This is a genomic window from Streptomyces fradiae ATCC 10745 = DSM 40063 (assembly GCF_008704425.1).
GTDB classification, from domain to species: domain Bacteria; phylum Actinomycetota; class Actinomycetes; order Streptomycetales; family Streptomycetaceae; genus Streptomyces; species Streptomyces fradiae.
This window is the reverse complement of record NZ_CP023696.1, coordinates 217,960-232,918: the sequence shown is the minus strand read 5'-3', so window position 1 is coordinate 232,918 and position 14,959 is coordinate 217,960. Positions and strand designations below refer to the sequence as shown.

At 75.4% G+C, this 14,959-nt stretch carries 10 protein-coding genes; 3 read left to right on the top strand and 7 right to left on the bottom strand.

Features of this window, described 5'->3' with window-relative positions:
• Positions 1 to 110 precede the first annotated feature (110 nt).
• Both CP974_RS00960 and CP974_RS00955 read left to right on the top strand, forming a co-directional pair.
• Complete coding sequence (locus CP974_RS00960) at positions 111 to 1,007, top strand: dihydrodipicolinate synthase family protein (RefSeq protein ID WP_031135528.1); 897 nt, start codon at positions 111 to 113, stop codon at positions 1,005 to 1,007.
• A 2-nt stretch (positions 1,008 to 1,009) separates the two neighbouring features.
• Complete coding sequence (locus CP974_RS00955; protein WP_031135526.1) at positions 1,010 to 2,011, top strand: proline racemase family protein; 1,002 nt, start codon at positions 1,010 to 1,012, stop codon at positions 2,009 to 2,011.
• A gap of 91 nt (positions 2,012 to 2,102) precedes the next feature.
• Here CP974_RS00955 and CP974_RS00950 read toward each other — a convergent pair whose 3' ends face one another.
• The 4 genes from CP974_RS00950 to CP974_RS00935 all read right to left on the bottom strand — a co-directional run bounded on the left by CP974_RS00950 (position 2,103) and on the right by CP974_RS00935 (position 9,426).
• On the bottom strand, positions 2,103 to 4,709 hold the full coding sequence (locus CP974_RS00950; RefSeq protein ID WP_031135524.1) for a collagenase: 2,607 nt from the start codon (positions 4,707 to 4,709) through the stop codon (positions 2,103 to 2,105).
• Between the two features lie 550 nt (positions 4,710 to 5,259).
• Positions 5,260 to 6,009, bottom strand: a complete 750-nt coding sequence (locus tag CP974_RS00945) for a GntR family transcriptional regulator (protein WP_051839935.1) — start codon at positions 6,007 to 6,009, stop codon at positions 5,260 to 5,262.
• 198 nt (positions 6,010 to 6,207) lie between these two features.
• Positions 6,208 to 7,827: an aminopeptidase P family protein gene (locus CP974_RS00940; protein ID WP_223844547.1), complete on the bottom strand. Its 1,620-nt coding sequence runs from the start codon at positions 7,825 to 7,827 to the stop codon at positions 6,208 to 6,210.
• 135 nt (positions 7,828 to 7,962) lie between these two features.
• On the bottom strand, positions 7,963 to 9,426 hold the full coding sequence (locus CP974_RS00935) for an aminopeptidase P family protein (RefSeq protein WP_031134979.1): 1,464 nt from the start codon (positions 9,424 to 9,426) through the stop codon (positions 7,963 to 7,965).
• An 884-nt stretch (positions 9,427 to 10,310) separates the two neighbouring features.
• Between CP974_RS00935 and CP974_RS00930 the strand changes: the two genes are divergently transcribed.
• The gene (locus CP974_RS00930; protein WP_078915810.1) at positions 10,311 to 11,435 is read left to right on the top strand and encodes a LysR family transcriptional regulator; all 1,125 of its coding nucleotides are present in this window, start codon (positions 10,311 to 10,313) and stop codon (positions 11,433 to 11,435) included.
• On the opposite strand, the gene CP974_RS00925 is transcribed toward CP974_RS00930, so the two are convergent.
• The 3 genes from CP974_RS00925 to CP974_RS00910 form a co-directional block, all read right to left on the bottom strand.
• On the bottom strand, positions 11,422 to 12,396 hold the full coding sequence (locus CP974_RS00925; RefSeq protein ID WP_031134975.1) for an Acg family FMN-binding oxidoreductase: 975 nt from the start codon (positions 12,394 to 12,396) through the stop codon (positions 11,422 to 11,424). The two genes, CP974_RS00930 and CP974_RS00925, sit on opposite strands and share 14 nt — an antisense overlap.
• A gap of 214 nt (positions 12,397 to 12,610) precedes the next feature.
• Entirely contained in the window at positions 12,611 to 14,458 is a 1,848-nt protein-coding gene (locus CP974_RS00920; RefSeq protein WP_308425547.1) for a polyamine aminopropyltransferase, read from the bottom strand.
• 10 nt (positions 14,459 to 14,468) lie between these two features.
• Positions 14,469 to 14,906, bottom strand: a complete 438-nt coding sequence (locus CP974_RS00910) for a DUF350 domain-containing protein (RefSeq protein ID WP_031134971.1) — start codon at positions 14,904 to 14,906, stop codon at positions 14,469 to 14,471.
• Between the last annotated feature and the right edge of the window lie 53 nt (positions 14,907 to 14,959).

The window sequence follows — 14,959 nt, the reverse complement described above, 5'->3', positions numbered from 1 at the left end:
ACCCGGAACCGACCCGGTACGGACGCACCACCCGCCCACCCACACACCACCCACCCACACACCACCCACCCACGCACCACCCACCCACGCACCACCGACAAGGAGTGTTCATGAGCGAGACCCGCAAGCCCTGGCACGGCGTCATCGTCGCGACCAGCCTGCCGTTCGACGACGACCTCGCGGTCGACCTGGGCGCCTTCGGCGAGAGCGTCGCCTGGCTCGCCGAGCAGGGGCTGCACGGCGTCGCGCCGAACGGGTCCCTGGGCGAGTACCAGACCCTGACGGACGAGGAGCGCGACCGCGTCGTCGAGACGGCCGTCGCCCACGCCCCCGACGGCTTCACCGTCATGCCCGGGGTCGGCGCCTACGGCGCCCGCGAGGCGGTGCGGCACGCCCGGTTCGCCAAGGACGCGGGCTGCCAGGCCGTCATGTGCCTGCCCCCCAACGCCTACCGCGCCGACGACCGCGCCGTCCTCGAGCACTTCGAGCAGGTGGCCTCGGTCGGCCTGCCCGTCACCGCGTACAACAACCCGATCGACACCAAGGTGGACCTGCGCCCCGAGCTGCTGGCCAAGCTCCACGCCGAGGGGTTCATCGTCGGTGTCAAGGAGTTCTCCGGCGACGTCCGCCGCTGCTACGAGATCTCCGAGCTGGCCCCCGGCCTCGACCTCATGATCGGCACCGACGACACCGTGCTGGAGGTCGGCATCGCCGGCGCCAAGGGCTGGGTCGCCGGGTACCCGCAGGTCTTCCCGCGGGCCTGCCTCGCCCTGTACGAGGCGTCCGTCTCCGGGGACCTCCAGACGGCGCTGCCGCTCTACCGCGAGCTGCACCCGGTCCTGCGCTGGGACAGCAAGACCGAGTTCGTCCAGGCCATCAAGCTCGGCCAGGACATGATCGGCCGCCGCGGCGGACGCTGCCGCCCCCCGCGGCAGCCGCTCGCCCCCGAGACGGAGGCCGTCGTGCGCGCCGCCACCCAGGCGCTCGTCGACGCCGGGGTGCGCTGACGATGCGCTCGACCGTCTGCTACCACGCCGTCGACTCGCACACCGAGGGGATGCCCACCCGTGTGATCACGGGCGGGGTGGGCGTCCTCCCCGGCGCGACGATGTTCGAGCGCCGGCAGCGGTTCGTCGCCGAGCGCGACGACCTGCGCACCCTGCTCATGTGCGAGCCGCGCGGCCACGCGTCGATGTCGGGGGCCATCCTGCAGCCCCCGACCCGGCCCGACGCCGACTACGGCGTGCTCTTCATCGAGGTCTCCGGCTGCCTGCCGATGTGCGGCCACGGCACCATGGGCGTCGCGACGGTCCTCGTCGAGACCGGCATGGTCGAGGTGGTGGAGCCGGAGACCCTGGTACGGCTCGACACCCCGGCGGGGCTGGTCACGGCGCGGGTCCGGGTGCGCGACGGCCGCGCCGAGGCGGTGACGCTGGAGAACGTGGCGTCGTACTGCCACGCCCTGGACCAGGTCGTCGACGTGCCGGGCTACGGGCCGGTGCGCTACGACATCGCCTACGGCGGCAACTTCTACGCCTTCGTCCGCACCGAGGACCTCGGCATCCCCTTCGACCGGGCGCACAAGCAGCGGCTCCTCGACGCCGGACTGGCCGTCATGGACGCCGTCAACGAGCAGAACCCGGTCGCCCACCCGGAGAACCCGGAGATCGACGTGTGCCACCACGTCTACCTGGAGGCCCCGGGATCGACCGCGGAGCACTCGCGGCACGCCATGGCGATCCACCCCGGCTGGTTCGACCGGTCGCCCTGCGGGACGGGCACCAGCGCCCGGATGGCGCAGCTCCACGCCCGCGGACTGCTGCCGGCCGGCCGGGACTTCGTCAACGAGTCGTTCATCGGCTCGCGGTTCGTCGGGCGGGTCCTGGGCGAGACGGCGGTCGGCGGCCGCCCGGCCGTCCTGCCGTCCGTCACCGGCCGCGCCTGGATCACCGGTACCGCGCAGTACCTGCTCGACCCGTCGGACCCCTACCCGGCCGGCTTCACCCTCTGAAGCACGCGCACACCGCCGCCCGCGCGGCAGGCCCGAGGCCCGGAACCCGCTGTACGGGGTTCCGGGCCTCGGGCTTGTGGCCGGTCGCCGGTCAGTAGCGGGTGCTGACGGTGACCCCGCCGAAGCCGCTCACGGCGTGCAGGCTGATGTAGTGCGCGCCCGCCGGAGGGTTGTCGACGGTGAGGGTGTGGCTGTTGCCGGCACCCGTGGCCCGGTGGGTGTGGCTGCCGGTGCCCGGCCAGCCGGTGGAGCTGTAGTACAGGTCCGCGTCACCCGTGCCGCCGGAGGTGGCGATCGTGAGCCGGGTGGTGCCCGCCGGGATGTAGAGGTACAGGTAGGCGTAGTTCCCGGTGGTGGCGGTCTGGCCGCTGCGCTGGCAGTTCCGGCCCAGCTCCCGGGGGTCGGCCCCGGTGCACTCGGCGACGGTGCCTCCGCCGGCGCTGACGGTGACCGTCCTCGTGGCGGTGGCGGTGGCGCCCTTGTCGTCGGTGACGGTCAGCTTCACCGTGTAGGTGCCGGCCGCCGCGTACGTCTTGGCGGGGCTGGTGGCGGTGGAGGTGGTGCCGTCGCCGAAGTTCCAGGACCTGGCGGCGACGGTGCCGTCGGGGTCGGTGGACTGGTCGGTGAAGCGGACGGACAGGTCCTGCACGGAGGTGGTGAACGCCGCCGTGGGGGGCTGGTTGCCGGGCGGGTTGGTGCCGCCGCCGCAGTCGCCGGCCGCGCAGCCGGCCAGCCAGGTGTACCAGTCGCTGTCGTAGCGGGTGCCGATGGTGCGGGTCAGATGGGCGCGCGCGGCGTTCCAGTCGCCGGTGCGGTAGTGGCCCAGGACCGTGTCCACGTCGGCGCGGTGGTTCTCCAGCATGTACCGCGCGGCGAGGTAGCCCCAGCGGTAGACGCGGGTCGTGTCATGGCTGTACGTGGTGTCGAAGAGGGTGCTCAGCGCGTACGTGCGCCGGCCGGCCTCGGTCATCGCCTGGGTGTAGGGGACACCGCGGTAGGAGTAGGAGACGTACTCGGCGAAGCCCTCGATCCACCAGACGGTCGGCGTGGTGATGTTGGAGCCGAAGTCGCCGTGCATGTTGTAGCGGCCGTCGAGGTAGTGCGTGTACTCGTGGTTCAGGTTCCAGATCTGGAAGGCCGGACGCAGCCACTCGGCCTCGTAGGCGATGAAGCGGGGCTGGTTGCCCGCCGCCGCCGGGTCGCCCTCCAGGTACATGCCGCCGTTGTTGGTGTCGATCCCGTACATGGCGCCGGCGTAGGTCTGGTAGTCGGCGCTGGAGTCGAAGACCACGACCTCGATCGTCGAGTTGCGGTCGCCCGCGACGGGGCCGCTGTCCCGCACCAGGTTGTGGAAGTACGCGTCCTGGCCGAGGAGGCTGGCGCAGCTCGTGGACAGCTCGCCCGAGGTCATCTGCTGGGCCCGGACGGTGATGCCGGCGCTGCAGGAGTGCCGTACCGGCAGCACGGCGTCCGCGAGCTGCCGCTGGAGGTCGCAGGTGCCGAAGTAGGCGCAGTTCGCCTTGTCGTAGAAGTCGGTCATCTCGGCCACGCCGACCCAGAGGGGGGCGGTGGCTCCCTTGATCGAGCTGGCGTTCAGAAGGCCGGCCGCCAGCGGGCGGACCTTGGCGCGCAGCGCGGAGTGCTGGAGGAACCGGCCGAGTTCACGGCCGGCGTTGGACGTGAGGTAGGAGTGCTCGGTCCCCAGGAGCGCCAGGTGACGGGAGGCGAAGGAGTGGAGGGAGTCGAGCAGGCTGGGGTCCGCCTGGACCGCCGTCACGAAGGCGGGCACCTGGTGGCCGCGGAAGGTCACCGTGTAGACGTTGTTGACCGCGGCGAGCATGTGGCGCGAGGTGTTCCAGGAGGAGTCGTACTCCGCCAGCAGCCGCTTGACGACGGATATGTAGCGGGCGTTCTCCTCGGCGCTGTCGATGAGGATGACGGCCTCGGCGAGCGACTCGCCGTTCCCGTCGGTGACGTCGCGGGAGCGCGGGTGCGCGAAGAAGGTGTCCAGCCCCGCCCGGATGGCGGTCCGCAGGGTGCTGCCGTAGGAGCCCACCGTGCCGGGGTTGTAGTACTGCACGTAGTAGCCGGCGCGCAGGTAGAGCACGAGCTGCGGCATGCCCGTGCTGCCGTCGCCGGGGTAGTACGCCGCGGTGTCGCGCAGGGCGTAGGCGACGGTGGCCATCTGCGCTTCGCGGAAGGCGTGGTAGGCGTCGCCCCCGGTCACGTTGAACAGGGTGTTGACGCAGTCGGGCGTGGACGCCTTGATCTGCTGCACCAGGGCGCTGCCGGTGCGGGAGGTGAAGTCGGAGACGTCGCACGCGGCGGCGGCGTCCGCGGTGGCGGCCTTGCCGGTCCGCTTGCCGCTCGCGGTGTCGGGTGAGTCGGCGGGGACCGGCGGCCTGCCGTGCTCCCCGTAGGACTCCTTGAGCGCGTCCTTGTCCGCCGCGAGCGGCGGGATCTGGGACGGCTTCAGGCGCCCCCTGCCGACGTGCCCGGTCTCGGCGGTGGGGGACTGGGCCACCGGCGGGGGACCGGTGTGCTCGCCGCCGCCGTCGGCGGCGGCGACGCGGGCGACGGGCGCCGCGGGCCCGGTGCGGGCGCCGGCCGGCTCGGCCAGCAGGCCCGCGCCCAGCGTGACGGCCAGGGCCAGCGGCAGCGCCGCGCCCAGACGCCGTCGGACAAGTGGCTTTCTCACTACGCCTCCCATGAGGGTTCGGACACGCGACGCGTGACCGGTGGGGGATGGGAAGGCCGTGGCGGGGAAGGGCCGCGCCGTCGGATCCGACGGGAGCACGGCCGATGCCAGGCTTGGCATGGCCACGACCTGTGCCATGTACCATTGCACAGGTCACATGGCTCAGGGAAGGCGTCCGGCGAGATTCGAAGTGGCCGATCGGCAAACGGCCGGGGGCAGTTGCGGCGCGAGCGCGTGACGCGGCGCGCATGGCGCGGCGGCCGCACGGTCGCCGCGCCGCCGTCCTGTGCCCCTCCCTCCGGAGCGCGCCGCCGGGAAGGCTCCCCGTCCGGCCCCGTGGGCGGGGCGGCGGGGGAGCGCGTGGTGGGGCGTACGGGCGGCCCGCGTCACCGCGCACCACCCCGTACCGCGCTGCCGTGCGCGGGTGGGAGCCGGCGCGGTGCGGCCGGGCGGGGGCGCCGGAGATTCGGGGCGCGGCAGTCCGCCGGGCGGCCCGCGGGGCGTCCGGTCGTGCGCCGTCTGATGGGTCGCCGGGGCGGCCGGGCGCCGCCTACCGGCCGCCGAGCCCCAGGGCCGCGTCCCGGGCGCCCGCCGGAGCGGCCCCCGCGCCGTCCGCGGTGCCGTCCGCCGGTGCGCCCGCCCGGCCGTCCGCCCAGAGGGTGCGCACGTGCGCGAGATGGCGGCGCATGCACTCCTCGGCCTCGAGGACCCGGCCGGCCGCCATCAGGTCGAGCAGCTCGACGTGCTCCCGGGCGGAGGCGACCAGCCGCCCCGCCTCGTTGAGGCTGCCCAGCCCGAACAGGCGCGAGCGCGTGCGCAGGTCGGCCACCACGTCCACGAGATGGCGGTTGCCCGCCAGGGCCAGCAGTTCGAGGTGGAAGCGGTGGTCGGCTTCGAGGTACGCGAGGACGTCGTGCTCCCGGGCCGCCGTGACGATCCGCAGCGCCAGCGGGCGCAGCGACTCCAGCTGCCCGGCGGTCGCCGACGCGGTGACGCGCCCCACGGTGGGGACCTCGATCAGGGCGCGGATCTCGGTGAACTCGTCGAGGTCCCGCTCGGTCATCTCGGTGACGCGGAAACCCTTGTTGCGCACCGCTTCGACCAGCCCCTCCCGTGCCAGGTCCAGCATGGCCTCGCGCACCGGCGTGGCGGAGACGCCGAGCTCCGCCGCCAGGGCGGGGGCGGAGTAGACGGCGCCCGGACGCAGGTCGCCCGCGATGAGGGCGGCCCGGAGCGCGCCGGCGACCTGGTCGCGCAGATGGGCCTGGACGGAGATCGCCTGCGGTCTCAGATGGGTCATGCCCGCTGCTCCTCCGTCCGGCGGCCGATGACCCGTCACTATACAATGTCACGTTGCTCTGGCGGCGGGTCGTCGGCGGCACGGAGGCGGAGGCGTGCGGACGTCCGGGCGACGGTGAGGGACCGACGCCGGCGCCCGGCGCGGCGCGGGCGGAGTGGGGTGGGGTGTGTGTGGGCGTCGCAGGCGCGGCGCGGCCGGTCAGCGCAGGGCCGCCAGCCACGCCTCGACCTCGTCGGCCCCGCGCGGCAGTCCCGCCGACAGGCACTCGGCCCCGTCGGCCGTGACGAGGAAGTCGTCCTCGATCCGCACGCCGATGCCGCGCAGTTCCTCCGGCACCGTCAGGTCGTCCGGCTGGAAGTACAGTCCGGGCTCCACGGTCAGGACGTGGCCCGGTTCGAGCACGCCGTCCCCGTAGGCCTCCCGGCGGGCACCCGCGCAGTCGTGGCAGTCCAGGCCCAGCATGTGGCCCGAGCCGCACACGGTGTAACGGCGGTACAGGTCCGCCTCGGCGGTCGCGGCCGTCGCGCCGTACGGCCGCAGCCCCCACGCGTCGAGCCCCTCGGCGATGACCCGCATCGCCGCGTCGTGGAAGTCGCCGAACCGCGCTCCGGGCCGCAGGGCGGCGATCCCCGCCGACTGCGCGGCGTGCACCAGGTCGTACACCCGGCGCTGGACGTCGGTGAACCGGCCGCCGACCGGCAGCGTCCGGGTGACGTCCGCGGTGTGGAAGGAGTCGGCCTCGACACCCGCGTCCAGCAGGAGCAGGTCCCCGTCCCGCACCGGGCCGTCGTTGCGCGTCCAGTGCAGGACGCAGGCGTGCGCCCCGGCCGCCGCGATGGTCTCGAAGCCCAGCCCGTACCCGCCGAGCCGGGCCCGCCGGTTGAAGGTCCCCTCGATCCAGCGCTCCCCGCGTGCGAGGCGCGCGGCGTGGCGCAGCTCCCCGGCGACGTCGTGGAAGCCGGCGACCGTCCACTCCACGGCCGAGCGCAACTGCTCCGTCTCCCAGACGTCCTTGACCAGCCGCGACTCCGACAGGAAGGTCTCCAGCTCGGCGTCGGCCCGCGGGCGGGGCGGCACCGCCGCGTCGACGCGCGCGTCCACACCGCGCAGCACACGGGTCGGGACGCCCCCGCGAAGGGCCCGCTCCAGGCCGTCCCGCCCGGCGGCCTCGACGCCGAGCTCGTCCGAGGTCTCGGCGAGCGTCCGGCGCCTGCCGGTCCAGAACTCCCCGTACCGCCGGTCGCTGTGGAACTCGGTTCCGCGGGGGCCGCCGTCGCGCGGTGACCGCGGCCGGGTGAACAGGGTCACCGCGTGCCCGGTCCCGGTGGGCTCGAAGACGAGGACGCTGTCGGGCACTGCCCGGGTCCCCAGCTCGGCGGTGAGGTGGACGAAGGCGGAGTGCGGCCGGAACGGGTAGTCGAAGTCGTTGCTCCTGGCCTTCAGGCCGCCCGACGGGATCACCACCCGTTCACCGGGGAAGCGCTCGGACAGCGCCGAGCGCCGCTTCGCCGCGTACGGCGCCCCCGCCAGGGGCGGCACCGCGCGGCGGGTGTCCGCCCACCCGCCGCGGAAGGGGCCGCCCTCCGCCGCGGGTACCGTCCGCGCGCCGATGCCCGCGGCCGTGTGCGTGCCCGCCTCCGTGGCCGTGCCCGTGGCCGTGCCCGCCTCCGCGCCCGTGCTCGTGCCTGCCTCCGCGCCCGCGCCCGTGGCCGTGCCTGCCTCCGCGCCCGTGGCCGTGCCCGCTTCCGTGGCCGTGCCTCCGCCCCGGGCCGCTCCTGTGGCCGCGGCCGTGCGGTGAGCGCCGTTCTGCTCCGTCATCCGAGGGACCTCCCCTGTCGTGGTCGGTGCCGCGCGGCGGCGCTCGCCGCCGCGCGGCACGGTGCGGCGGCCGCGCCCTCCTGTCGCGGCCGCCGCCGTCTCGTGGCGCCCGGCGGATGCGCGGGCGCGGGCGCGTCAGCCGCGCAGGCGGGCCATCCAGGCCTCCACCTCGCCGGCCTCGCGGGGCAGGGCGGCCGACAGGTTCTCGTTGCCCTCCTCGGTGACGAGGATGTCGTCCTCGATCCGCACCCCGATGCCGCGGTACTCCTCGGGGACGGTCAGGTCGTCGGACTGGAAGTAGAGGCCCGGCTCGACGGTGAGCACCATCCCCGGCTCCAGCGTGCCGTCCACGTACATCCCGGTCCGTGCCTTGGCGCAGTCGTGGACGTCCAGGCCGAGCATGTGGCCGGTGCCGGCCAGGGTCCAGCGGCGCTGCAGCCCCAGGGCCACCGCCTCCTCCGCCGTCCGGTCCCCCAGCAGCCCCCAGGCCGCCAGGTGCTCGGCCAGCACCCGCTGGGCGGCGTCGTGGAAGTCCCGGTACGCCGCGCCCGGCTTGACCGCGGCGATGCCGGCCTCCTGCGCCGCGTACACCGCCTCGTAGACCCGGCGCTGGACCGGGGTGAAGCGGCCGTCGACGGGCAGGGTGCGGGTGATGTCGGCCGTGTAGAGGTTGCGGGTCTCCACCCCGGCGTCCAGCAGCAGGAGGTCGCCGGGGCGGGCCTCGCCGTCGTTGCGGACCCAGTGCAGGGTCGTGGCGTGGGGCCCCGCCGCGCAGATGGACGCGTAGCCGACGTCGTTGCCCTCGACCCGCGCGCGCGTGAAGAAGGTGCCCTCGATGAGGCGCTCGGGGGTCGGCCCGGCCCCCGCGAGGGTGCGGACGACGTCCTCGAAGCCGAGGGCGGTGGCCGCGCAGGCGAACCGGAGGTCGGCGATCTCGAACTCGTCCTTGACCAGGCGCATCTCGGAGAGGACCGTACGGAACTCGTCGTCCCGTCCGGCCGCCGTCCGGCCCGCGAGCGCCGCGTCGACCTCCGGGTCGTGGCCGCGCAGCAGCCGGACCGGGCCGGTGGCCGCGGCGAGCCGGCCGGCGAACGCGCGGACGTCGTCGCAGGCCAGGCCGAGCAGCCGCGCGTTCTCCGCGAGGCTGTTGCGGGGGCCGTCCCACAGCTCGCCGTGGTAGTCCAGCCAGAACTCGCCGCTCTCGCGGTCGGAGCGCGGGAGCACGAAGGCGGTCGCCCGATGGCCCGCGGGCTCGCCGGGTCCGCCGGCCTCACCGGGCTCGCGGGGCTCCAGCACCAGTACGGCGTTGGGGGACTGGTCGCCGGTCAGGTAGACGTAGTCGGAGGAGGGCCTGAAGGGGTAGGCCGTGTCGTTGGCGCGGACCTTCGGGACACCGGCCGGGACGACCAGCAGCTCACCGGGGAAGCGGGCGGACAGCTCCGCCCGGCGGAGCGCGGTGTACGCCGCCTGCGCGATCGGTTGCAGGTCGTGGCGCTCGGTGTCGGCCCATCCCCGCTTCATGTTCTCGGCGAGTTCGGCGCTCACCCGCCCGTACAGGCCGTTCTTGCGCTGCTGGTTCTCGTCCGTCTCCGCGGGCACCGTCGTCTCCTGGTTCGAATGGGTCGTGGACCTGCCTCCCGCGCGCCCCGTGGCCCGCGCCGCCGGACGCGCCGGCCGGTACGTCCGGCCGCCGGGAGCCCCTCTCGGCGGTGGCGCACGGCGTCCGCCGGGGCGCCGCGCACCGGGCCTGGGGCAGGTGGTCGCGGGGGCGGGAGCGGCGGAGCCGCGGGGAGCGGCGCCGCGCCGTCCGGGCCGGACGGGAGGTGGTGTGTCGAGGTTTCCACGCCGGTTCCGCCGGGACAACGGAGCGGGGCATAAGAGAACGAGCGGGCCCGCCATAACGTCCACCGACGTCGACCGGGGCCGGGCGGTGGGAGAGCAGCCTCGCTCTGGGCGGCCGGCCGGGGTGCCCCCGGCCGAGGGAGCCGGTCCGGTCGGGGAACCCGGCGCGGGGCCGGTTCGACCGCGGGCGCCTCCACGGCGGGGAGCCCTCCGGCTGGGAGCCGGCCTGTCCGGGGACGCTGCCCGCCGGGGGCCGGTCCGTCCGGGGACGCCGCCCGCCGGGGGGCCGGTCCGTCCGGGGACGCCGCCCGCCGGGAGCCGACCTGCCCGGGGAGTCGCCTTCCGGGGAAGCGGAACTGTCCGGGGTGTGCCCGCCGGGTCGAGCCGGTCCGCATGGAGGAGCGGCCAGCCCGGGGGGAGCCGCCCGCCCGGGCGGGAGCCGCCCGCCCGGGAGCCCCGCCCCGGTGCACCGGCGCTGCGCGCCCCGGCTCCGGGCGTGGGGCGCCGGCCCCTCCGGCGCCCAGTCCACCGCGCACCGCCGCCCCCGCTTCCCGCGCGTGCGCACCGCCCCCGCCGCCCCGCCGCGCTCACCGCCCCCGCGCATAATGGACGCCCGTCCCCGGCCACAGCGAGGTGTACCGATGGAACTGGAGCTGCGCCACCTCCGGGTGCTGTGCGCGATCGCCGACTCCGGGAGCGTCGGCCGGGCGGCGGTCGCGCTCGGGTTCACCCAGCCCGCCCTCAGCACGCAGTTGCGCCGTATCGAGCGACTGCTCGGCGAGGGACTGTTCGTGCGCAGCAGCGCGGGCGTGGAGCTGACCGCCTACGGAGCGGAGGTCGTGAGCCAGGCCCGCGAGATCCTGAGCCGGGCCGACGCGCTCGGGCGGCGGCCCGCGGGCGGTGCGCCCGCGGCGTCCGGCGCGCTCCGGCTCGGCGTCACCAACACGCCGGTGGTGCCGACGCTCCTGGACGCCCTCCGCGACGCCTGCCCGGACCTCGCGGTCTCCGTCAGCAGCGTGTACGCCACCGGCGAGCTCCTCGCGCTCCTGGAGGCCGGCGAGCTCGACGCCGCCCTGGGCATCGACTACCCCGGCCTTCCCGTGCGGCACTCCACCGCGCTGGCCCACCGCGCCGTCAACACCGTCCCGATCTTCGTCGCCATCCACGCCGGCCACCCGCTGGCGCACCGCGTCGAGGTCCCGCTGGAGGAGCTGTCGCAGGACACCTGGTTCGTCGCCTCCGACGACGGGGTGGGCTGGCCCGGCGCCTTCTACGACGCCTGCCGGGCCGCCGGTTTCACCCCGGCCGCCACGCACGAGTTCCACGTACTCGACCAGCTGCAGTCGATGATCGCCCGGGGGCTCGGGGTGACCGCCGTCCAGCCCACCGTGCGCCCCGCCGACGGGGTGCTGGTCAAGCCGCTGGCCGGAGACCCCCTGTGGCAGCGTCTGCTGCTCCTCTGGCGCCGCGACCGGGTCGCGCCACCGGTGGCCGAGGCCCTGCACCACCACGCCGTCCGCACCTACCGGACCCTGCTGGCGCAGGCCCCGCACCTGCAGAAGTGGGTGACGCGCGCCTACACGCCCGCGCACCCGCAGGCTGCCGTCCGGGCGGGCCGGGACCGGCCCCCCGCCGCGCGGCCCTCCGCCGACGGGCCCTCCGCCGACGGGCCCTCCGCCGACGGGGCGGCCGTCGCGCGGCCCGGCCCGAGCGGGGCCGAGGGGCCCGCCCCGCTCCGGGCGGACGGCGGGACTACTCGACGGTGAGCACCGCGTCGACCGGCCTGCGGGGCGTGGCCGGGATCTCGGGGCCGTAGCCGACGCGGATGACGATCTGCGGGTAGGCCGTCTCCGAGCGGGGGTCCCGCACCAGCCAGCGCAGCTCCGGCCACTCCAGCGCCTGCGAGCTGAGCGAGGTGGACAGCCCGTCGAGCGTCGCCTGGAGCAGCACGCGCTGCATGGCCTGCCCCGCGAGCAGCCAGTCCTCCGGCCGGTCGCGGTGCGTGCCCAGGACGGCGAGGCAGGGCCGCGACTCGTACACCGCCGCGGTGTCCCGCTCCCGCTGCGCGCCGGGGAAGTCCCGTACGGGCGCGCGGCCGTCGTAGCGGCGGGGCCCGAGCGCGTACGACGGGATGCCCTCCGTCGCCGTGTCGTCCACGCCGGCCGTCCACCGGGCGATCTCCGCGCGCACCTCGGGCGCCAGCTCCTCCGCGTGCCCGGCGTCCCACAGCGCGGACAGCAGCTCCCGCACCCGCCAGTCGTCGGCGAAGTCCAGACGCGCCCCCTCGGCCAGGGCGGCGCCGCGCAACCCGTCGAGCAGCGCCTCCTCCACGGGCTCGTCGCCGAACGGCTCCCGGCTGGTGTGCCGCCGGGGGACCGCGGGCCGCAGGTCGGCGAGGGTGTCCCGGTCGGGCCCCGGTACGAAGGAGACCCGGGCCAGCAGGGCCGGGTCCGCCGGGTCGGGCCGCGCCGCGACGCGCGCCTCCCACCCCTCGTCGGCCGCCGCGACCCGCAGGTTGAACAGGGCGGCCCCGCACCCGAGGTGGAGTCCGCGCCCGGACGGGTCGGCGTGCGGCATGGTCCGGGCCGGGTCCGCCCGCAGCGTCAGCGTCCCGCTCGCCCGCTCGTAGCGGAACAGCCACGGCTGGGCGTTGTGGACGGACGGCGCCAGCACGGCGTCGCCCACCCAGGACGTCAGCGACGCCGTGTCCGGCGTAGGGGCGGTCATCGGGCCCACCTCCGGGGTGCGGTCGGCCGGAACACGTCGTCGGCCTGCGTGCGGATGGCCCTCCCATCCGATCACGACTCCAGACTCCCCGCACAGCGGAGCGTCCCCCAGGGCCGGGCGGACCCGGCCGCGGGGCCGAACGGCCCGCAGCCGGGCGCGGCTGCGGGCCGGCGATCCGCGAGCGCGTCCTGCGGGCCCGGCGCCTCCGCCGCGGTCAGTAGTCGCGCCACTCGTGGCGGGCGTACTCCAGGATCACCGGGTCCATGAGGGTGCTGGCGCGCACGTCCTGCGGGCGGCGGTCCACCGGGAAGACCGCTGCGGCCCGCAGGACCGCGTCGTCCAGGAAGCGCAGCCGCGGCGCGCCGGGGGCCAGGCGCAGCGCCGGGGCGCCCCCCTCCCGGCCGGGCGAGGCGAGGACGAAGCCCCAGTTCCCGAAGCTCGGGACGTCGACCTGGTAGGCGGTCGTGGCGTACCCCGCCTCCCGCACCGTCTCGGCGATCGACCAGTACGACTTCGGTGCGAAGAACGGCGACCCGGCCTGCACCACGACCCGGCTGTCCGGCTTCAGGACCTGCGCGAGCAGGTGGTAGAACTCGACGCTGTACAGCTTCGCCAGGGCGGCCGTGTCCGGGTCGGGGAAGTCGATGACGACCGCGTCGTAGCGGTCGCCCGCGTCCCGCAGCCAGGAGAAGGCGTCGGCGTTGACGGCCGTGACCCGGGGGTCGGCCAGGGCGTGCTCGTTGAGGTCGACCAGCGGGCGGAAGGTGCGGGCGAGCCGGGTCATCGCCGGGTCCAGGTCGACCAGCGTGACCTCCTCCACGTCCTCGTAGCGCAGCACCTCCCGCAGCGCCAGCGCGTCGCCGCCGCCCAGGATCAGCACCGACGACCGCTTCCCGGCGAGCGCCGGGTGGACCAGCGACTCGTGGTAGCGGTACTCGTCCACGGAGGAGAACTGCAGGTCCCCGTTGAGGAACAGCCGTGTGTCGGGCGTGCCGGTGAAGGCGGTGGCGCGGGTGACGACGATGTCCTGGTACGGGGTGGTCTCGGCGTGGACGATGGGGTCCCGGTACAGCTTCTGGCGCGCCGTCACCTCGATGTCGTCGGCCAGCGCGTACACCGTGCCCAGCACCGCGAGGACCGCCGCGACACCGCCGAGCAGCCCGGCGCGGACGATCCGCCTGGTCTCCCGGCGGAAGATCCACAGGACGACGCCGCCCCCGGCGACGGCGTTGACGGCGCCCACCACCAGGGCGCCCCTCAGCTGCCCGAAAGCGGGCAGGAGCAGCAGCGGGAAGCACAGCCCGCCGATGAGCGCGCCGACGTAGTCCGCCGCGAACATGTCCGCGACGGCGCTGCCCGCCTCCTGCCGCCTGATCCGCTGGAGCAGCGTCATCAGCAGCGGGATCTCGGCGCCGATCAGCAGGCCCACGACGAAGCAGGCGACCACCATCGCGGGCATGTAGACCCGCAGCCAGGAGAACGCCACGTACAGCAGGAGTACCGACAACCCGCCCACGAGCCCGAGAACCAGCTCCACCAGCGCGAACGCGCCCACGGCCCGGCGCTGGAGGGGCTTGGCGGCCAGGGAGCCGATGCCCATCGCGAAGACCATGACGGAGATGACCACGGAGGTCTGCATCACGGAGTTGCCGATGAGGTAGCTGCCGAGCGCGGTCAGCGCCAGCTCGTAGACGAGGCCGCAAGCGGCGCAGACGAACACCGCGAGCAGCAGCAGCGCCCGGGTCCCGCGCGGATGGCCGGGGCGCGGGGGAGCCGGCGCGGCGGCATCCCGCCCGCCGCCCCCGGGTGCGCCCGCGGGTGCGGCGGCCCCCGTGCGGGCCTGGGCGTCCTTACGGAGGCCCCGCGGGGCCTGCCCGGCGGTGTCGGACGGGACGGCGGTGGCGGACCGGGCGGTGGCGGCGGACGGCGCGGAGTGGTCCGGCGCGGCGTCCACCGGCGCCGCGTGGTCCGGCGCCGCGTGGTCCCGAGGGGAGTGGTCCGGCGCCGGGCGGTCCGGAGGGGAGTGGTCCGGGGAGGAGTGCTGCGGGACGGTGGTGCTCATGCCGGGACGCTCAGGAGACCGCGGCGCCGACCATGAAGGCCGTGCCCAGGTACATGGCCGCCTGGACCCAGGCGGCGGGGTGGGGGCGCGTGCCGTCGTCGTCGAGGACGGCGGCACCGAGCCGGCCCGGCGTCAGCATGCCGACGAGCAGCGAGATGAGGGTCATCACGACGACGCCGGCGAGCCCGTACAGCAGGGTGCTCAGCAGCCCGTGCCCCAGGCCCAGCTCCGACTCGCTGGCGCGGATCGACGCCTCGATGACCAGGCCGACGGCGACCGTCTGCCCGGCGAGGAGCACCGCCGCGCCCCGGTTGCGCTCGGTCCACACGACGTGGAACAGCTTGCCGGGTGTCACCAGGTCGAGCGCGACGAAGCCGACCACCATCACGACGAAGCCGACCAGGCCGTAGAGCACGGCGATGCCGGCCGACTCGAAGATCTCTGCCACGGGGGTGCCTTTCGGGAGGGCGTCGGGGGGACGTGGGTGGTCATGGGCGCGGG

Bases quoted from the DNA above. Each gene is read 5' to 3' on its own strand.
- CP974_RS00960 (WP_031135528.1), top strand. From the start codon at position 111: ATGAGCGAGACCCGCAAGCCCTGGCACGGCGTCATCGTCGCGACCAGC.
- CP974_RS00955 (WP_031135526.1), top strand. From the start codon at position 1,010: ATGCGCTCGACCGTCTGCTACCACGCCGTCGACTCGCACACCGAGGGG.
- CP974_RS00945 (WP_051839935.1), bottom strand. From the start codon at position 6,009: ATGACCCATCTGAGACCGCAGGCGATCTCCGTCCAGGCCCATCTGCGC.
- CP974_RS00940 (WP_223844547.1), bottom strand. From the start codon at position 7,827: ATGACGGAGCAGAACGGCGCTCACCGCACGGCCGCGGCCACAGGAGCG.
- CP974_RS00930 (WP_078915810.1), top strand. From the start codon at position 10,311: ATGGAACTGGAGCTGCGCCACCTCCGGGTGCTGTGCGCGATCGCCGAC.
- CP974_RS00925 (WP_031134975.1), bottom strand. From the start codon at position 12,396: ATGACCGCCCCTACGCCGGACACGGCGTCGCTGACGTCCTGGGTGGGC.
- CP974_RS00920 (WP_308425547.1), bottom strand. From the start codon at position 14,458: ATGAGCACCACCGTCCCGCAGCACTCCTCCCCGGACCACTCCCCTCCG.